General features: G+C 40.4%; 13 protein-coding genes. 10 read left to right on the forward strand and 3 right to left on the reverse strand.

The features are described 5' to 3' along the window. Positions 1 to 68 precede the first annotated feature (68 nt). Together H6G57_RS17780 and H6G57_RS17785 are read left to right on the forward strand one after the other, a co-directional pair. On the forward strand, positions 69 to 3,503 hold the full coding sequence (locus H6G57_RS17780) for a methyl-accepting chemotaxis protein (RefSeq protein ID WP_190520900.1): 3,435 nt from the start codon (positions 69 to 71) through the stop codon (positions 3,501 to 3,503). 86 nt (positions 3,504 to 3,589) lie between these two features. After that, complete coding sequence (locus H6G57_RS17785; RefSeq protein WP_190520902.1) at positions 3,590 to 7,780, forward strand: response regulator; 4,191 nt, start codon at positions 3,590 to 3,592, stop codon at positions 7,778 to 7,780. Between the two features lie 120 nt (positions 7,781 to 7,900). On the opposite strand, the gene H6G57_RS17790 is transcribed toward H6G57_RS17785, so the two are convergent. Continuing rightward, entirely contained in the window at positions 7,901 to 9,088 is a 1,188-nt protein-coding gene (locus H6G57_RS17790; protein ID WP_190520904.1) for an aminotransferase class V-fold PLP-dependent enzyme, read from the reverse strand. Positions 9,089 to 9,185: 97 nt separating this feature from the next. Here H6G57_RS17790 and H6G57_RS17795 point away from each other — a divergent pair, with 97 nt between their 5' ends. The 8 genes from H6G57_RS17795 (at position 9,186) to acpP (ending at position 18,762) form a co-directional block, all read left to right on the forward strand. After that, positions 9,186 to 10,745, forward strand: a complete 1,560-nt coding sequence (locus tag H6G57_RS17795) for a TM0106 family RecB-like putative nuclease (RefSeq protein WP_190520906.1) — start codon at positions 9,186 to 9,188, stop codon at positions 10,743 to 10,745. Positions 10,746 to 10,793: 48 nt separating this feature from the next. Beyond that, positions 10,794 to 11,267, forward strand: a complete 474-nt coding sequence (locus H6G57_RS17800; protein WP_190520907.1) for a YidH family protein — start codon at positions 10,794 to 10,796, stop codon at positions 11,265 to 11,267. Between the two features lie 61 nt (positions 11,268 to 11,328). Then, complete coding sequence (locus H6G57_RS17805) at positions 11,329 to 12,459, forward strand: esterase-like activity of phytase family protein (RefSeq protein WP_190520910.1); 1,131 nt, start codon at positions 11,329 to 11,331, stop codon at positions 12,457 to 12,459. 750 nt (positions 12,460 to 13,209) lie between these two features. Further along, positions 13,210 to 14,193 (forward strand): GNAT family N-acetyltransferase, encoded by a 984-nt coding sequence (locus H6G57_RS17810; protein ID WP_190520912.1) that lies wholly within the window; start codon positions 13,210 to 13,212, stop codon positions 14,191 to 14,193. 92 nt (positions 14,194 to 14,285) lie between these two features. Next, entirely contained in the window at positions 14,286 to 15,542 is a 1,257-nt protein-coding gene (locus H6G57_RS17815; protein ID WP_190520913.1) for an FtsX-like permease family protein, read from the forward strand. Positions 15,543 to 15,876: 334 nt separating this feature from the next. Continuing rightward, the gene (locus H6G57_RS17820) at positions 15,877 to 16,518 is read left to right on the forward strand and encodes an ABC transporter ATP-binding protein (protein WP_375539538.1); all 642 of its coding nucleotides are present in this window, start codon (positions 15,877 to 15,879) and stop codon (positions 16,516 to 16,518) included. Between the two features lie 214 nt (positions 16,519 to 16,732). Further along, positions 16,733 to 17,392 carry a DnaJ domain-containing protein gene (locus H6G57_RS17825; RefSeq protein ID WP_190520915.1) on the forward strand — a complete coding sequence of 220 codons (660 nt, stop codon included), beginning with the start codon at positions 16,733 to 16,735 and terminating at the stop codon, positions 17,390 to 17,392. Positions 17,393 to 18,528: 1,136 nt separating this feature from the next. After that, on the forward strand, positions 18,529 to 18,762 hold the full coding sequence (gene acpP, locus H6G57_RS29060) for an acyl carrier protein (RefSeq protein ID WP_242049012.1): 234 nt from the start codon (positions 18,529 to 18,531) through the stop codon (positions 18,760 to 18,762). Positions 18,763 to 18,884: 122 nt separating this feature from the next. On the opposite strand, the gene petJ is transcribed toward acpP, so the two are convergent. Both petJ and H6G57_RS17840 read right to left on the reverse strand, forming a co-directional pair. After that, complete coding sequence (petJ, locus tag H6G57_RS17835) at positions 18,885 to 19,226, reverse strand: cytochrome c6 PetJ (RefSeq protein WP_190520916.1); 342 nt, start codon at positions 19,224 to 19,226, stop codon at positions 18,885 to 18,887. A 55-nt stretch (positions 19,227 to 19,281) separates the two neighbouring features. Next, entirely contained in the window at positions 19,282 to 19,737 is a 456-nt protein-coding gene (locus H6G57_RS17840; protein WP_190520917.1) for a DUF29 domain-containing protein, read from the reverse strand. Positions 19,738 to 19,846: the final 109 nt, after the last annotated feature.

The raw sequence follows: 19,846 nt of genomic DNA on the forward strand, positions 1-19,846 counted from the left end.
TCTTACATTGAACTCTTAACGTTTAAGCCATACCACACTAAACTTTAAAATCAAAAGGGGAATCGCTCATGGCAACAAGCACAGACTTCCTACAAGAATATCAGCAAACGGAGGAAGCATACTGTCAGGGAAATTACGAAGAAGCGGCGGCGCTGGTTTATCAACTGGTGGAAGATTATCCAGAAGATCCGTCCGCCCGTCTTTTATGCGGTCATATCTATGGCTATGGGTTACAGCAATATGATGTGGCTCGTGATCAGTATATGGCGGTCTTAAATTTGACCAGTGATGCGGAATTACTCGAACAAGCCCATCAAGCTTTAGCCGATACTGACCAATACGAACTCGCCGAGCCTTCAGGTGAGTTGAACGAGAACCCTGATTCCCAAGCGGTTTTTAATGCCCTTCTCGATGAAGAAATTGATTCTACCGAAGTTGATTTAACTCAAGATTTACAGTGGGTCGCCGAAGAAACCAATGGTTTCGCCAATGGCACCTCCTCAATGAATTTATTAAATGATTTAGAATCCCTTCCTGATGATTCCCATCGGCAAGGCAATGGCAATTTGATCAATGGGTCAAACCCTGAGATAGACCTGAAGGATTTTAGCGGAACCGAAGATCACTTTGATTTTCAAGGATTAGAGGACTCCGAATTAAACTTATCAATTCCTGATCTCGATGATGGGATCGATGAAAGGGGGTTAGAACATCTCGGGGATAATCAAGACTATTTACACTCTAATGGTAGCCAATCTCCCCTCAGCTTTACAGCCGATAATCCCTTTGCCTTAGAGGATGATTTAGAGGAAGGAACAGAAATTTTAAATCCCTTGGATGAGCAGGGTTCCCTGACCCAATTCGAGGATGATCCGTTTACACTAGAAGAAGATGAATCACAACCCAGAACCCCCTTAGCCACCGATGAGGTGAGTGTTAGTGATCTTGAACAGTTAACCGGGGATTTATTTTCCTCCGAGGATGACCAATTCGATCTTCTCGATTCCTCAAACCCCAGCACTGAGGATGACCTGCATTCACTCAATTCCCAGGAAACTCTGGATGAGTCAGAGATGGATTATCTACATCAACCGACTCAGTTCCTTGACCTCGATGACTTAGAAGATGAAGGAGAGTTTGGGGGAACCGGGGGAGATGAGGAAGACGAGGAATTGATGGAGACTCCCGACTCTAAGCCCCAAACCCCTTTTCCTTCATCTCCTGCCGCTACCCCCATGAGTTTTGAAGAAGAACTCGATGATATTTTTGCCCCCCTAGAAGAGATAGATTCATCCGGGGAGTTCGTTAACCCCGATCCGGTATCCTCCAATGGGATGATGTCGGGTGGGTCAACTCCCTTATTTGAGCCAGAGGAAGAGGAGGAGTTTGACCCCGATCTGTCTGGTTTTACATTTCCTGTGGAACCCTTCGTTGATGATGCTGATGATTCTGTTCCCTTACCCCCTGACCCTTCTAACATGACGGCGAACTTTAATGTTTTGGATACAGAAGAAAGCAACGAAGAGGAAACCCTGTTGACCAATAACAGGATGAATCCGTCATATTTTTCTAATACCCGGGGTGAAGCTACCCCATCCTCGGCTTATGGGGCGTTGGATAGGGCTGAGGAGGAAGATGATATTGTTTTTGATGCTACGGATATTCCTGATAGTTTTGATCTCGAACCTGTAAATGAGGATACTTTTGGGGACTCCTTTGATATAACGCCGGAGATGACAGATCTCAATGGTCGTTCTTCTAATGGCAAGGCTCCCCAAACCGTGGAAAACGATTTCTTAGATAGTTTTGAAGAGTTTGATGATGTTGCCGATTTTGATATGGCGGCTGGTGGGGATAATGATCTATATGTTGATTCAGACTTTGGTAATTTAGATAGTAAGTTTCCGAGCGCGACCTACAACAATAGCACCCTCGATAGTGATAGTTCGTCGATTCGGGATGATGAGATTTTTAATAGTGCTTATACTGCATCGGCTGTTACTACCTTAAGTCCCGATTTGGGGGATGTGATGGATACGGTGGTTGCGTCTGATCAAGGGCCATTCTCTTTTTTAGAAAATGCTTCCCTCAACCGCAAACCTTTTTACACGGCCCTCGGAACGGGACTGGTAACGTTGATATTTGTTGCAACGGCGACTAATGTTGCTACCCGCACTGCTGCCTTAGATAACAAACGGGAATTAGTGGATTATCTAAGGGTTACGGGTTGGTTTATGACCACTGTTGCCGGAGCTACAAGTTTTATCACCGCCTGGGGATTGGGTCGGATTACGGCCCAACAAATTACCAAAGCCACAGACGATTTACAAGCTCAATTTGATGCGATTAGTAAAGGCAATTTAGATGCCCGGGCTACGATTTTTGCTGAGGATGAGTTTGGGAGAATGTCTGCCAAGTTCAACCATGCGGCTCAATTTATTCAAAATATTACGCGAGAAGCCCAACGCAAAGCCAAGGAACAAGAAGATGCCAGAGATGATTTACATCGTCAGGTGATTCGGCTCTTGGATGATGTGGAAGGGGCGGCGCGGGGAGATTTAACGGTGACTGCGGAGGTTACTGCTAATGTTTTAGGGGCCGTAGCCGACTCCTTTAACTTAACCATCCAAAACCTGCGGGAAATTGTGGTTCAGGTGAAACAAGCCGCCCGTCAGGTGAGTAAGGGGGCAACGGATAGTGCGACGTTTGCGAAAGATGTGGCGGGAGATGCCTTCCGACAGGCGGAGGAACTGGCTGCGACGTTAAACTCGGTACAGGTGCTGACTGATGCGATTCAACGGGTGGCTGAAAGCGCGAGGGAAGCCGAAGAAGTTGCTCGTTCGGCGGCGGCGGTAGCAACTAAAGGGGGGGAAGCGGTACAAATGACCGTAGCCGGGATTCTCAAAATTCGGGAAACGGTGGCAGAAACCAGTCGAGAAGTCAAGCGGTTAGGGGAATCTTCTCAAGAAATTTCTAAAATTGTGGCAATTATTTCTCAGATTGCTTCCCGCACCAACTTACTTGCGTTAAACGCCAGTATTGAGGCGGCACGGGCTGGGGAAGCGGGTAAGGGGTTTGCGATTGTTGCCGATGAAGTTCGACAGTTGGCGGATAAGTCAGCGAAATCTTTAAAAGATATCGAACAAATCGTGATGCAAATCCAAAGCCAGACTAATACGGTGATGATGGCGATGTCTCAAGGTCATCAACAGGTGATTGAAGGGACTCGTCTGGCTGAACAAGCGAAACGGGCTTTGGATGACATTATCCAAGTGACGAACCGGATTGACGTTCTGGTGCGTTCCATTACGGCGGATACGGTGGAACAAAACGAAACGGCTCGTGCTGTCGCCCAGGTGATGCGAGCCGTTGAACATAGCGCCCAAGAAACGTCCCAAGAAGCCCAAGGAGTCTCCAGTGCATTAACCAAACTGGTAGGTGTGGCGCGAGATCTCCTAACTTCAGTGGAACGTTTCCGGGTTGATGCTTCAGAAAAATCCTAGGGAGCAAGAAAGGCAGGGGAGGAAGTGCGTGAAAACGAGTGACCAAGGATTGACTGATAACTGATAACTGATAACTGATAACTGATATGCAACTTGAACAACAACAACGGATCATGGGCTATTTTATTGAGGAGGCTAAAGACCACCTCAATACGATTGAACAGGGATTACTGAATCTACAAACTACGGTTGAAGATCCAGAACTGCTCAATGAAGTCTTCCGAGCGGCTCACTCGGTTAAAGGGGGGGCTGCGATGTTGGGACTGAATAGTATTCAACAAACGGCTCACCGATTAGAAGATAGTTTTAAAATTCTCAAAGAAAACCGTCTTCCGACTCAATTCCTCGATCAACAATTAGAGTCGTTATTTTTACAAGTTTTTGATACCTTACAAGCCTTGATTGATCAATTGTCAGGGCCCTATGGGTTAACGGAAGAGGCGGCGAGTGCTATTTTGCAGGATGTTGAGCCTGTTTTTGAAGCTTTAAATTATCATATTAAAAATGTTGTACAGCAACAGGGGACAGGTAAACGTTCGCCTGTAGAGACGGATTATAGTACCCCTGTACAAACCCGCCCGACTTCTGCGCCGATCTCGAAACCGCCTGAAGAAACGGGACATAGCAGTGCTAAAGATTTGGTCTTTGGTAGTGATGTTGCTGAACGGTTGCGGGAAATGTTGCAACAGTTTAAACAACCGGAAACCCCCCAAACTCGTCAGGTGTTAATTGAAACTTGCCGAAGTTTAGCCCGGGCGGGAGAACTGTTTGATTTACCGAATTGGGTTAAATTTATCGAAAATGTAGAACAAGCGATCGCTAATTCACAGAATACTTATCGGAGTTTAGCTCCCGTTGTGATTAAGGCGATTAAAGAAGCTCAAGACCTGGTTTTAGCGAATAGAGAGACTGAAATTGTCCTCACCGAAGCCATTACCCGCTTGTTACCCAAGTCCGTAACTCCTGCAAAAACCCCAACATCCAAAAAATCCTCCGGTCAATCTCCTAAATCCCGAACACTGGGAGAAGGGGAGTCTAAAAAATCAGCAGCAGGGAAGAAGTCGGGGAATAGTAAGAAGAAATCTCCAGATGTTTCAACGCTGACGAACCCCCTACTCGATACTAACTGGTCGGATTCGGCAACGAATGCGAGTAATACCCCAACTCGTTTACCAAACGGCCCCGAAATTACCCCCGAAGAATATAACAGCCTCAGAGATTTATTTGAGGGTTTGGATGAGTGGGATCATGGGGCTGCTGGGGAAACGGCTGGGGAAACTCCTGCACAGTCGGGAAGGTCAGCAGACCCCCTACAAGGTGACTTTTTTGATTTGTTAGATGAAAAACAAACGGGGTTAAATAAGACAGAAGCTAAAAACAAAAAATCTTCTCAGGAAAGTCTGCAACGGGGACATCACCCCCCAGGGATGTCTCCGGCTAACTCTGGTGTGGATGATGATCTAGCCAGTTTCTTTGATAATCTCAGTGATACGGATATTCCGATGGTGGAAACCCCAAGGGTCAAAGGACTATCTAGTGCCCCAAAAATTGGACAAGATCAACCATCAGCCAGTTTTGAGGATTTCTTTGATGAACTGTTAGACATGAATCCCGAAACAGAAGTTTCATCGGGATCAGCCCAGAATTCTACTTCTATTTCCCCGGATGAAATTAATGATTTATTGGAGGATGCGGAAAGTTTGGATGAACTGTTTGACCAGTTTGACCAACAGGCTCAAGGGTCTTCTCCCGAACCCAAACCCCAAACGGCAAAACCCAGTTCTTCCTTAACTGTAGAAGCAGCCCCCGAAGAAGATTGGTTTGACGAACTATTAGAAAGTGAGATGGGTATTGTACCCGAAATATCGACTCCTTCTTCTTTGGATGATTTGATGCAATTTGGAGAAGAGCAAGCTGCAACTATTGAGGACAGTGTTGAGGTGTTAAGCCCAAGGATATCTCAAAACTTAGAAACGATGGAGACCGATCAGGGTCGGTCTCTACCTGCTCCCAATTTGGAACTACCGGATGATGATTTTACGAGTTTAGATGCTTTACTGAATGAAGAAGGTGCACAAGCTAATCAGACGGTAGAAGAAGATATTTTCTTAAATTTAGATCAACTGTTACAGTCCCCGGATGCAGTAGAGACGCGCCATGATCGGTCTGTACCGTCAATTCCCAAATCCTCAGACAGTGGACGAACCCCTGTTAGTAAAGTATCATCTTCTTCTGAGGAGGATTCAGAGTTTACGGAGTTGCTGCAATTAATTGAAAATGGGCCGCCAAGCTCTCGGTCAGCGGCGGTTCCCAGAGGAAACTTTGCCAAACCTATTGCTGAACCGATTGTTAAGGTTCCGGTGAAACAATTGGATAACCTTAGCAACCTAATGGGGGAACTGGTGGTCAACCGCAACAGTTTGGAACAGGATCAAGAACGGATGCGGCAGTTTTTGGATAATTTGCTGCACCAAGTTTCGCTGTTGGGGGATGTGGGTCAACGGATGCAGGATTTCTATGAACGATCGCTATTAGAAATTTCCCTCCTGTCCCACCGTCGTAAGCCGTTCTGGTTTAATGAAACGTCTTCAATTCATGATGATGATTCTAATACGGATTTAGATTCGACGGAACTTGATCGGTTTACGCCATTCCATACCCTCTCTCAAGAGATTATTGAGTTAATTGTCCGGGTGCGGGAGTCGTCGGCGGATATTGAGTTTTTGGTGGAAGAAGCGGATCAAGTTACCCGTGAGTTGCGACGAATTACCACCGCGTTGCAGGAAGGGTTAAATCGAGCCCGGATGGAACCCTTTGCGATTGAAGCGGATGCGTTGAAGCGTCCAGTGCGGGATATTTCGATTAAATGTGGCAAACAGGCGGAGTTATTTGTCGAGGGTCGAGATACTTTAATTGACAAGATGTTATTGGGTAAACTCCATGACCCGTTAATTCATTTGGTTAATAATGCTATTACTCACGGAATTGAACCTGCGGACGTGCGGACAGCAGCCGGAAAACCCGCAGTCGGTCGGATTACGATTCGGGTATTTCACCAGGGGAACCAAACCATTATTGCGGTTTCCGATGATGGGGGTGGGATTGATGTGAATCGGGTGAAAAATAAGGCGATTCAGAAGGGGTTGATTACGGCGGTCGAAGCTGAGAGTATGAGCAATCCAGAGATTTATGATCTGTTATTCCTGCCCAACTTTAGTACAAAGGATGTGGCGGATGAATATGCAGGTCGGGGTGTGGGGATGGATGTGGTGCGAACCAGTTTAACGGATATTCGCGGCACAATTACGACGGATTCGACGTTGGGACGCGGGACATCCTTCACCATTCGCTTACCCTTGAATATGAGTATTTCCAGGGCGTTGTGCTGTGTGAGCGATCGGGTGCGGATTGCGTTTCCGATGGATGGGGTAGAAGACATGATTGATGTTCCCCGTGAACAAATTCGAGTCATGGAGGATGGGAGTAAGGCTTTAGAATGGCGAGGAACGATTTTACCGCTTCGTCATCTGCGGGAGTTGTTAACGTATCACCGCCATTTGGGTCGGGGGAATGTCTATGGCGCTACGGCTGAGGAAGATATGATTTCGGTGATCGTCCTGCGGTCTTCGAGTAGTTATCTAGCCGTGCAGGTGGATCAGGTGTTGATTGAACAGGAAATTGTGATCAAGCCTTTGGAAGGGCCTGTACCGAAACCGATTGGGATTGCAGGGGCCACGGTGTTAGGGGATGGTCAAATTGTGGCGATCGCCGATGTGCTGGAGTTGATTGATTTGGCGATGGGTCGAATTCGCAAGGATGCTGCTGGTAAGATTTGGCAGATGGGTAATGCGGTGGCTGAACCCCAACTTCAGAAGTCTGAACCGACGGTGTTGATTGTGGATGATTCGATTACGGTGCGATCGCTGTTATCGATTACGTTTGAAAAATCCGGTTATCGGGTGGAAGAGGCGCGAGATGGTAAGGAAGCTTGGGAAAAACTGAAATCGGGTTTACCTTGTGATATCGTGTTCTGCGATATTGAGATGCCTCGGATGGATGGGTTGGAGTTATTATCGCGGATGCAAAAAGATCCGATCTTAACGAATTTACCTATTGCTATGTTAACGTCACGGGGGGCTGATCGTCACCGTCAAATGGCGTTTAATTTGGGAGCACGGGGTTATTTTACCAAGCCTTATTTAGAAGAGCAGTTATTAGAAGCAGCCGGACGAATGTTAAAAGGTGAAGTGGTCGGGAATACGGCGGTTGCTGTGTAATCAGTTATCAGTTATCAGTTATCAGTTATCAGTCAATTACGAATTATCAATTACGAATTAAGAATTAAGAATATTTCTCGTAATTCGTAATTCGTAATTCATAATTAATTAAGATTTTTCCTACCTGTTCCCTGTTCCCTGTTCCCTGTTCCCTCCTATTGCTTCTATGAGTTGATCCATTTCGGAGGGGAGGGTAAAGTAGTGAACGCAGGCTCTAACGCAATTGGGATCGAGGAGGGTTCGCAGGAAAATACACTGGTTTTCTAAAGTGTTGACTAAGGATTGATGGGATTTTCCATTGGTAAGTTGAAATGAAACTAAACCCGCTTCCGGGGGAGTCGTTCTTAAACATTGAATTTGGGGAATTTCTGATAGTTTTTGCCAAAGATATTGACTATTCTGACAAATTTTTTGATAACGTTCTGTTGGAGTTCCCCATTGATGATGCAGGGTAATAGCATGGCGTAATGCTGCATATAATGGATAGGCAGAAGTAGCGACTTCATACCGTCTAGCGTCGGGTGTCCAAGCAATCGGTTTTCCTCGTTCATCGTTAATAATACTTCGCCATCCAATAAACGTTGGAGATAATTCGGATAAAGATTCAGCACTCACATATAACCCCCCTAATCCATCTGGCCCACATAACCATTTATGACCTGTAAAGGCATAAAAATCAACCCCTGTTTCTGTTAATTGAAGCGGTAAAACACCAACGGATTGAGCGGCATCAACTAATACTTTTGTGTTATAATTTTGATGGCAGAGTTTAACAATTTCGGTTAGCGGTAAAACTTGACCTGTATTCCATAAAATATGACTGATCACTAATAGACGAGTATTCGGTTTTAAATACTCAGAAATCATCGCCACTGGATCACCTTGGTTTAAGGTTTCTCTCAACGGAAAAAACGAAACTTGCAAATCAAAGCGACGTTGAAGTTCCTGAACAATTGCAATAATCCCTGGATGTTCACAATCAGAAATTAACAGATGATCTCCCGGTCGCCAATCGATTCCCCACAGAGCAATATTACAACCAACGGTAACATTTTCGGTGAAACAGAGGGTTTCGGGAGCAATTCCTAACTCAGTGGCGACTAAATTGCGAGTTAACTGGGTTTCTTGCTTTTGCCATTGATTAATTTTACCCGAAAAAGGGCCAGAACACTGCACCTCGTTATACCCTTGAATAATAGCATCCATTGACACCAGGGGTAACGGCCCTTGTCCGCCATAATTAAAATAGGCTTTATTGGCTAAGGCGGGAAACTGTTGGCGATGGGTTTCTAGGGAAGGAGTTGTCATAATATTAAGGGTTCGTTATTTTTCGTCAAAGGACACTTTTAAGTTTAAGGTGAAGAGGATATCTGACTCATCATTGATCATTGACACCGAAATAATTATGTTAATCACCGATAAACAACTATTGCTGTATCAACGCTGTCAGAGGCGTGCATTTTTAGAGCGTTATGGAGATAGTTCTCAACAAGATCCTCCTAGTGATTTTTTACTAAAATTGATGCAGGATAGTTCTGCTTATCAAAACAGTATTTTATCTCATTATCCTTATTTTAAAATAGACTCTTTTTTTGGAAATTGGGAGTTGGGAGCTAAACAAACCCTAGAGTTAATGCAGCAAGGCGTTGATCGAATTTATCAAGGGGTTTTGCTGAAAGTAGAGACGTTGCATGCAACGTCTCTACACCTTTCTGAAATTTTGTTAGATGGATCATTAATAGAATCTGATGAAATGATTCAGATTACTTTAGTGAGCTCTCCTGAATTATTAGTGAAACAGCCCGGATATTCTCAATTTGGAGATTGGGTTTATGTTTCTCACGATATTAAGTTAGGGAAACGTCCTAAACTCGATTATCAAATTATTTCTGCTTTTCATGCTTATTTATTAGAAGGAATTCAAGGAGTCCAGCCGGAAACTGGTTGGTTAATTTTACGAGATAAGGCTCCATATTCGGTTAATTTAGAGCAACGTCTTCCGCAAATGTATCAGGTTTTAAATAATTATTTAAACATGGCGTTATCTCGTGATGAACCGGAAGTTTTTATTGCTAGACAAAAATGTAATTTGTGTCAATGGCATAGTTATTGTTTGGAGGTCGCGCGATCGCAAAATCATATTTCTTTAATTCCGGGTGTTACTCCGACTCGGTATCTACGGTTAAAAGAATTGAATTTACCTACTGTAGAAACCTTGGCGAAAGCTACCCCAGAGCAATTAGAAATTTATCCTGAATTTGCAGAAGGAATTGCTTTACAAATTATTAAACAAGCTGAATCTAATTTAGAAAGTAAAGCGATTAAACGTCAGGAAGAATTTATCAGTTTTGAGCAAAATTTTAATTCTAGCTATTGGTTAGATAATTTTCAAGATAGCTATCAAACCAAATTAAAAGAATTTCCGGTTGAGATTTATTTTGATATTGAAGCACAACCGGAATTGAATTTAGATTATTTGCATGGTCTTCTAGTTATAGATCGGCGCTCTAATCAACAGAAATTTTATCCCTTTTTAGCGGAAGATAAAACTCAAGAAGAATTAATTTGGAAACAGTTTTTAGAGTTGGTTTGGGCCTATCCCATCGCGCCTATTTTTCATTTTTGTGATTATGAACCCAAAACTATTAAACGATTAGCTGCAATTTATAATACCCCGGATTATTGGTGGAAACCAGTATTAAAACGATTTATTGATCTTCATGCAAAAATGACAGAAACAGTAACACTTCCTGTGGAAAGTTACGCCCTTAAACCTGTAGCAAAATGGTTAGGGTTTGAATGGCGAGATCCCAAAGCAAATGGTGCTCAATCTGTTTGTTGGTATGAACAATGGTTAAAAACAGGCGATCGCACCTTATTAGATGCCATTGTACAATATAATGAAGATGATTGTCGTGCTACATTTCATGTTAAAGAATGGTTAACAGAATTTCTTAATGCTTAACCCAAAAATGGAGTTTATCAAGAGAAATTTTTAAGAGATATAGAACTTATGAATCAAGAACAAAAAATTGATCGTCAGCGAGAACATCAAGCCAATGAACGGACATTTTTGGCTTGGTTAAGAACCTCTATTTCCTTAATTGCTTTGGGTTTTGCGATCGCACGATTTAGTTTGTTTTTACGTCAATTGCAAACCTCATTTACCGAAAAAATTCCCCCTAGTCATCCTATTTTTAATTCAGATAATATGGGGATTATTTTAGTAATTACCGGAATGATGATTACTGTAATTGCAGCTTGGAATTATAATCAAGTTTTTTGGCAAATTGAACAAGCGAATTATAAACCCAACCGTTTATTAATTTGGATGATGACAGTGATTGTAATTATTTTAGGATTAATGAGTTTACCCTTATTTCTCCGTAGAGATTTACCTCAAAAAACTGTTCCCAACTCTTTAAATTTGCCAAGCAAAAAGACTTTACCCTTTATTACTCAAGTTCTAATCAATCTTCGATATTAGAATAGAAAAGAATAGATTATTAATTCTTTATCCCTAAACCTTATTAAAATAGGCAAATATAATGAAAATTTTATTATCTTGTCTGCTGTTAATTTTAACCTTGATTTTCTTTTTAATATTCAGCACTTCTAGTGTAGCGATTTCAACAATTATTGATTTAATTGGACAAGCTACTCTACCGACAGGACTACTCTATAATAATACAGAAGTCGGTGGTTTATCAGGTATTACTTATAACCCCGAACAACAAGTTTATTATGCCATATCCGATGACCCCAGTGATAAAAATAAAGCCCGATTTTATACTCTCAAGATTGATTTAAGTTCCGGTTTTCTTTCAGAAACAGGGGTGAGTGTAGTCGGAGCTACCACACTATTAACAGAAACGGGAAAACCCTTTCCTAAAAATAGTCTTGATCCAGAAGGAATTACGTTTTTTAAAAATAGTGTTTTTATTGCTTCAGAAGGGAACCTCTATCAAAATATTTCCCCTTTTATTCAAGAATTTTCCCTGGGCGGTAAAATATTGAGAACTTTACCCATTCCTGAAAAATTTTTTGATGGAAATGGCAATAAAAACCGAGGCGTTCGTTCTAATTTAGCCTTTGAAAGTTTAACGGTGACACCTGATAAAACCCATCTATTTACCGCCAATGAAAACGCCTTAATTCAAGATGGAGAAATAGCGACTTTAGAGCAGGGAACATTTTCCCGAATTTTGCGATATAACCTGCAAACAAATCAACCCGATGCCGAGTTTTTGTATATTACTGATCCTTTGGAAAATTCTTCATTTATTGCAGAACAGTTTAATAGACAGGGTTTAGTCGATTTATTAGCGATTGATGAATCTCATTTAATTAGTTTAGAACGATCTTTTTCTTTAGGTTTAGGATATACCATAAAATTGTTCTTAGTTTCTTTAGAAAAAGCGGATAATATTCAGGAGTTGCCGAGTTTGAAGGAAATTAATACAGAAATTATACCCGCAGAAAAAACTTTATTGTTGAATTTAAGCCGTTTAAATATTGCAGTTGATAATATTGAAGGATTAACTTGGGGATCTTCCTTACCCGAAACAGGGCGATCGCTAATTTTAATCAGCGATAATAATTTTACAACTCTACAAACAACCCAAATCATAGCATTAAGACTGAATCATCTAACAGTAGTAAGCCCTTCAGGGCTTTGAGTAGTAGTAAGCCCTTCAGGGCTTGGAGTCCTAAAGGACTCACTACAGTAGCCCTTCAGGGCTTGGAGTCCTAAAGGACTCACTACAAAGAAAGTAGTAAGCCCTTCAGGGCTTGGAGTCCTGAAGGACTCACTACATAACCAAAGCTTAACCCTGGAAACTTGACAACAGATTGGGGGGATCAGCTATCCTTAGATTAGGAACGTCCGCCATTAGCCAATCACACTCAAATGGAGTCATCCAGCCTGCGGTTGTCAGGTCTGAGGGTGAATTAACAATACGACCTCATTGGAGGTGAAATTCTTCTTTACCTAGCGAGACAAAACCTATTTAATCAAATGATCAAGACTCTTGCATTCGGTTTGGTGACTTTCCAAGAGCCAGTGGTCGAACTGGCAATATCCATTTAGCCAATGCAGAAGTCAAATTAGAGAACAAAATTTAATTGATTTATTAACCCGTTTTTATGAGTGTCTAATTTGATAAAACCTGAACATTTCTGTGTTACCCACAGGAAACAGAGTTTTATCGTCATCATTAATTTTTAACCCTAAAACTATCCTGATTTTAGTCGTAAAACCTTATTCCTAAAGGGTTTTTGGCTCAAATAGAGTTTGGTTTAAATTCTCTATTATCAACATTGAATAGAGAATTGATAAAGGTTGTATTGAAGAACAACCTCTAGTTTTTGGTGCAAATTTATCCATTCGAGATTAAATCGAAATTTCCGAATTTTCGGAATAATTTGTTATGAATTCTTTAATCATTAAACCCTACGAAGGTCAAAAAGATTGGTCTGCAATTTTTAATTTATTTCAAGCCTGTCAAACCGTAGATCATCTCACAGAAGATGAAAGTTTAGCAGACTTAAAATTAGGGCTCTCTTCTCCAACGGTTAACCCCGAAAAAGATATCCGTCTTTGGACAGATGTAAAAGGTCAACTTTTGGGATTAGTTGGAATTGAACCCCAAGCCTCTAAAACTGGAATTGATGGATATTTTGGATTGTATATTCATCCTAGTGTCCGATCCAGCAATTTAGGCAAACAAATGATGCGGTGGTGTGAAACCCGTATTCGAGAAATCGGACAACAAAAACGGTGTCCCGTGCAATTAAGAACCTACAGTTTAGAACAACAAACCGAACAAAACCAGTTACTCAAACAACGAGGTTTTAACGTAGATCGGCAGTTTATTACGATGGCGAAATCCTTAGAATTTCCCCTCTCTATTCCCGAACTTCCATCAGGTTTTAAATTATCTTATATTCATGGCAAACAAGACCTTTCAGCCTGGGTTGATTTGTTTAATGAATCCTTTATTGACCATTGGGATCATCACGAATTAACCCTTAAACAAGCTGAATATTGGCGAAGTCAACCCAACTATCAACCCGAATTAGATTTAGTTGCGATCGCACCCAATGGCACATTTGCAGCTTTTTGTAAATGTCAGTTAAATTCCGATCAAATCGGTTGGATTGAATGGTTAGGAACGGGACGAGGATTTCGGAAATTAGGATTAGGAAAAACCCTCCTTTTGGCAGGTTTATCTCAACTGCAAAAAGCAGGCGTAACCACTGCTAAACTAAGCGTTGATGCTGATAGTTTAACAGGAGCAACAAAGCTCTATCAATCGGTTGATTTTAAACCCGTAACCCCCTGGTTTTCCTGGGTCAAACCCCTACCCCGTCAAAACCTGAGCCAACTTTTCCCCCAACAAGCCACTGCTTAGAGAAGGTATACAATAGAATTGTTGGTGCTTGACTGTTAACCGTTAACAGACAACACACCCGATACCCGACACCCGATACCCAACACCTAACGATGGCTTCTCTTGCTCGAAAAAACCTATTTGAGGATATTCCCCGTTTTTTGGTGGCTCAAGCTGGGATTATGTTTGCTGTCAGTTTAGTTACCATTCAAAATGGGATTTTAACCGGGTTTATTCGGTCTTCTTCGGTCTTAATTGATCACTCAAAAGCAGATATTTGGATCGCTTCTAAAGATATGATTCATTTAGAGTTAACGATGCCCATTTCTTTAGAACGAGTCACCCAAGCTCAGACGGTTTCTGGTGTTGAACAAGCTGAAGCTTTTATTTTTAGAAATGCGCGTTGGCGTGATCCCCTAGAAAATAAAATTCATGCGGTAACAGTCGTAGGTTCCGATCCAGAAGGGGAATTATTTTCCCCTTGGAATATTATTCAAGGAGATATCAATGCTTTAAAACAACCCTATACCATTATGATTGATGAGAGTAAATTAGACGCTCTCAAAATTCAAAATCTTGGTGATACGGCTAAACTCGGAGGATTAGAAGCCAAATTAGGGGGAATTACTCAAGGAACTCAATCTATTGTGAGCAATAGTTTTGTGTTCACTTCTTTAAAAAATGCTAATGCTTATGTTAATAGTCCTGTAAAAACTCAAACCCGGTGTCAAGTCCAAGAAAATGAGGATTTACAATGTACTCAAAGTTATGAAGATCAATCCTCTAATCAAAAATCCACCGATCTTCCGCCGCCAAGAGCGTTAAATTTAGCTGATCCGATCACTTATGTTTTAATTAAGGCAAAACCCGGTCAAGATTTAACTCAACTGAAGCAAAAACTAGAGGATGCTTTACCCGATGATGTTCAGGTTTTTACCCGTGAAGAAATGTCTACGGTGATGCGAACTTTTTGGCAAAAACGCACAGGCGTTGGGTTTGTTCTCAGTTTAGGAGCGGCGGTGGGAATATTAGTGGGAATGGTGGTGGTCGGACAAATTCTGTATTCCTCCGTCACTGACCACTTAAAGGAATTTGGAACCCTGAAGGCGATGGGTGCATCGGACTGGGTGATCTACGGAATTATCTTAGAACAGGCCCTCTGGATGGCTGTTTTAGGTTATATTCCAGGTATGGCACTGTGTTTAGGTGTAGCGTCCTGGGCTGGCGCGACCCAAGGCATTTTGATTTTAATTACCCCTTTATCGGCTTTAGGGGTATTCGGGTTAACCGTTGCGATGTGTACGGGATCGGCATTTTTCGCCATTCAGAAAGTCACTAAGGTAGATCCAGCAATTGTGTTTAAAGCTTGATGCCAGTCACTTTTTGTAACCAAATGGTATTAGATCACAGGCAATCGGTAACATTTGAGTTTAAAATAGTGGAACTAAACGGTTCAGGATAGTTCATGGTCAGCCCTCCTTCTCTGGAATTACCCGATTTCTTCAGTAAACTGACAATACTCCTCTGTAATTTAGTTTATTAGATCCGTCAATTCTTGTTAGAAGCCCACATCATTATTAATTTGGAACGATGATACGCACTCAAGTTAGCGAGGCAAAATCCACTATATCTCCCAATCAGGCTGCATACTATTCACCAAATGCTAGAATTAAGCCGATTGGAATTCAAGCTTGTCGTGTTGAAATGGCTTATAAATCGGGGCGGCAAACGGTTCAAGTTTTGCAAAATATTAATTTAGAAGTCGAACAAGGGGATATTCAACTGTTGATGGGGCCGAGTGGTTCGGGGAAAACAACATTGCTATCTATTATTGCTGGACTGTTGACACCGACGGCGGGACGAGTGTTTTTATTGGGTGAAGAAATTACAAAATTGTCTCGGACTCAATTGGCAGAGTTTCGGTTACATAATATTGGTTTTATTTTCCAAGGATTTAATTTATTCCCCGCTTTAACGGCTTTAGAAAATGTTGAATTAGCTCTGCATCTCAAAGGAATGGGGAAAAGAAATGCCAGAGAAGAAGCGAAAACACGTTTAGAACAAGTGGGTTTAGGAGATAAAATTCATCTGTTACCCCAAGATTTATCGGGGGGTCAAAAACAACGGGTTGCTGTAGCGCGAGCATTAGCAGGAGATCCCCCCTTAATTATGGCGGATGAACCCACAGCGGCTTTAGATTCAAGTAGTGGTCGGGGTGTAATTGATCTGTTAAAAACCTTAGCTAAACAAGGAGAGACAACGGTATTAATGGTGACCCATGACCCCCGAATTATGGATGTAGCCGATCGCATTTTGACGTTAGAAGATGGCAGAATTAAAAATTAAAATACAAAAATAATCTAGCAGTATCAACTTAATATCCCCTTAGTAGTTCATCTGCTAAGGGGATATTTATCATTTGTTATAAAGGTTATAGACGGTGTTTTTGAGACTTGACACTTTTCAACAGAGAAATATATAATCAGTAATATGGAATTCTATTCAAGTTTATTCTAAAATATAACAACCTAAAATTTAAAGACAAAATTAACTGAAAATTATGGAAACTATACCTCTAACTCCCAAAGTACAAGAAGAAATTACCAAACTTTCCCAAAAGTCTCAGAATCATCCTATCACTTCTAATGACCTTGAAAAATTTGCTTTGCTAGTAATTCAAGATTATGACACGCGCTTTAAACAAAAATCAGAAACCTCTTCCCCTTCAAAAGCTCAGAAAATTATTGAAAAGGATGATAGGCTATTAAATAAACCTTCAGAAAAACTTCCAAAAGATAAACACCTTAAAATTACAGAAATTAAAGAAGCGATATATAAAAGATTTAATGTTAAAGACACTGATGAATTAAAAAAATCAGAACAATTTAAAATGGCAACTGATGGGATGGATAAATTAGATTTTAGCCAAAAACAAACCTGGGAAATGTTATATCGTAAATGGATTGATATTTTACCCGATGAAACCAATGAAGACGGCTATGGTTGTATTAATCGTATTGACATTTTTAAATACTTTCGACCTTGGCAGGTTTTTAATTTAGACTCTAAGACAGCAACCCAAGATGATATTAAAACAGCTTTTCGTCAATTATCTAAAATTTATCATCCTGATAATCAAGAAACAGGCGATCGCAAAATCTTTGAACGCCTTACGCAAATGTATAATAGTCTAATTGCGGCAATACCTAAAAAGTCTTAAGCAAACCACCTATCATAATCTAATAGCAGAGGGATTTTAAAATGGCACGAGAAGATTTCTTTATTACTGAGGAAGATATTTTACAAGGTCTTGACCTACAAAAAGAAGAATTAGAGCAAATAATATCAGCAATAGAAAAGGAGAAAAACAAGTTTGTCTGGGAAGAAGAAATACATTTTAGGTATGTCAATAAAAGTCAGAAAAAACGAGATTTTTCTCGATTATCTCTAATTGTTATAGGAGAATACTTTGAAACTGATGAGCAATTAGAGCAAGCCACAAAAGTTCTTGAGTTACTGGCAAAAAAAATCAGTGAACAAGAAAAGAAACAAATTGATAATGAAATTGTAGAGAAAACTCTTTCAATTCTAGGTGATGATTCAAGCAAAATATTGCTAAGGCGGAATCGTCATTGGCTCAAGTTTCAGGATGTGCGTAAAATACTTAAAACCACTAAACACCGCTTAAAAAAAGCTTTTAAAGATATTGCAAGGTCTGATCTACCCTTAATTATAGAGGAGGATTTTGAAGATATAGAGGATGATCGTTATTATTCTTTTTCAGGTTTAGAACGAATTAGTGTAGAATTATCTGAGAAATTAACTAATAGATTAAAACGTCTATATGCTGCTAGAGTTCCTCAAGTTGCTATCCCAATTATTAAACACAAAGCAACACCGAAGCTGCCTTTAAAAGCTGAGATTGATAGGGCGATGAAAGAAGCACCCAAAAAACAGAAGAATCAATGTCAAATCACAGGAGAAACCCAGTCAAAAACTATGATCTTAGCCGTACATCATCTTTATAACAAAAGTACATATCCTGAACTAGCTGCTGAACAGGATAATCTTTTAGTTATTAAACAAGAAATTCATCAAGAGTTTCATTGTTGGCATGAGGGTTTTGATAAACCTTGTACAATCAGTGATTTTATATCCTTTATTAAACTAAAATATTCTGGTAATCATGTACTTTTATCTCAACTTAATGAGCGCAAGAAAACTTTAGAAACTAAATTAAAACCCCGTTCAAAGTTTTTAGCACTACCAGCCCCATCACCCACACCGCCACCAGCCTCAGTACCAATAGAACCTTCTAAAACTGAACCTTCTAAAACCCAAGAAACTAACACAACATTGTTTGAAAAAGTGAAGGAAATTGTTAAAGAGCAATTAGACGTTGAGGAAGATAAAATTACTCCAGAGGCTAACTTTATCGATGATCTAGGCGCTGATTCTCTGGATAAAGAGAAACTCGTCATGGCGTTGGAAGAGAAATTTGAAGTCGAAATTCCTGATGAAGACGCTGAAAATCTTAATACCGTTCAAGACGTTGTAAACTACATCAAGAAGAACGCAGCTAATGAATAATCTGCAACTGAGGTAAAATCAACAAAACGAGCGGAGGATTAGCCTTTCACCAGTCTCACAGAAATTTTTTACTGCTGAAGTCAACAAAACCGGGTTAATAACTGTTATCAACCCAGTTTATGCTAATTTTTCCAATTCTTTTCCGCCTGTTCTAAAACATAAGTAGAAACCGCTTGAATTTCTGCATCTGTTAAACGCTCTTTGTAAGCAGACATATTATTTTTGCCATTAGTAACTAAGGCTGAAATTGCTTCTAAAGTATTAACATGATTGCGTTCTAAGGCTTTTTTCTTTAAGGTTTTTCCTCGTCGGACAATATTTCCTCCCCCGACATGACATCCCACACATTGCGCTTCAAATATTTTAGCTCCTGTATCCAGATTAACAGCTAATGCTGGGAAAGAAATAGGACTTAGAATTAAGGTTAAGGTTAATAATAATATTAGAAGTGATTTTTTTAGCATTTTTTATCTGACGGGTAAAAATTTTGTGACTTGGATAGAGATCAAACCGTTAAAATTAGGGTAAATAATCAGAATTAAGAATATCTTCTAATGAAAAAGGAGTTTCAAGAGGAAATAAATCACGAGGTAACTGATGAGTTTTTAAAGCATCGGTTCTAGCTTGCTCATAACAATCGAAGAATATTTCATCTAACAATGTCCTTAAACTTGGGCTATCTTCTAAGGATAATTCAATTTTTAATCGTTGTTCTATAACGTTATTGAGCCATCCTCTGGCATTACATTCTTTTTCGCTTGTCCAATATTTTAATTTTAACAAGTTTTTAATTAATGTTATTAATCTACTCTGTAAAGTTTCTTTAACATGGGTTTTTAAATTTTCAATTTCTGATTTTAAATTATCAATATCGAGTTGATTGAGTTGACGAGTTTGTAAAATTTCTGAGGTTTTTTGTAGCCAGAGATAATAATCTTTTTCATAGAGAGATTGATATTGAGATAGCTTTTCCATGAATTTTGCCTAATTTCAAGATATCTAATCTAATATCATATCACACAAAATTAATGACAAAGACAAATACCAAATCGGGATGGACTCTCAGCTTTTATTGTACCCAGAT

It is taken from the genome of Planktothrix sp. FACHB-1365 (assembly GCF_014697575.1).
Classification (GTDB): Bacteria; Cyanobacteriota; Cyanobacteriia; order Cyanobacteriales; family Microcoleaceae; genus Planktothrix.

Excerpts from the sequence above, each read along its gene's own strand:
- H6G57_RS17780 (WP_190520900.1), top strand. The coding sequence starts at position 69 with ATGGCAACAAGCACAGACTTCCTACAAGAATATCAGCAAACGGAGGAA.
- H6G57_RS17785 (WP_190520902.1), top strand. The coding sequence starts at position 3,590 with ATGCAACTTGAACAACAACAACGGATCATGGGCTATTTTATTGAGGAG.
- H6G57_RS17790 (WP_190520904.1), bottom strand. The coding sequence starts at position 9,088 with ATGACAACTCCTTCCCTAGAAACCCATCGCCAACAGTTTCCCGCCTTA.
- H6G57_RS17795 (WP_190520906.1), top strand. The coding sequence starts at position 9,186 with ATGTTAATCACCGATAAACAACTATTGCTGTATCAACGCTGTCAGAGG.
- H6G57_RS17800 (WP_190520907.1), top strand. The coding sequence starts at position 10,794 with ATGAATCAAGAACAAAAAATTGATCGTCAGCGAGAACATCAAGCCAAT.
- H6G57_RS17805 (WP_190520910.1), top strand. The coding sequence starts at position 11,329 with ATGAAAATTTTATTATCTTGTCTGCTGTTAATTTTAACCTTGATTTTC.
- H6G57_RS17810 (WP_190520912.1), top strand. The coding sequence starts at position 13,210 with ATGAATTCTTTAATCATTAAACCCTACGAAGGTCAAAAAGATTGGTCT.
- H6G57_RS17815 (WP_190520913.1), top strand. The coding sequence starts at position 14,286 with ATGGCTTCTCTTGCTCGAAAAAACCTATTTGAGGATATTCCCCGTTTT.
- H6G57_RS17820 (WP_375539538.1), top strand. The coding sequence starts at position 15,877 with ATGGCTTATAAATCGGGGCGGCAAACGGTTCAAGTTTTGCAAAATATT.
- H6G57_RS17825 (WP_190520915.1), top strand. The coding sequence starts at position 16,733 with ATGGAAACTATACCTCTAACTCCCAAAGTACAAGAAGAAATTACCAAA.
- petJ (WP_190520916.1), bottom strand. The coding sequence starts at position 19,226 with ATGCTAAAAAAATCACTTCTAATATTATTATTAACCTTAACCTTAATT.
- H6G57_RS17840 (WP_190520917.1), bottom strand. The coding sequence starts at position 19,737 with ATGGAAAAGCTATCTCAATATCAATCTCTCTATGAAAAAGATTATTAT.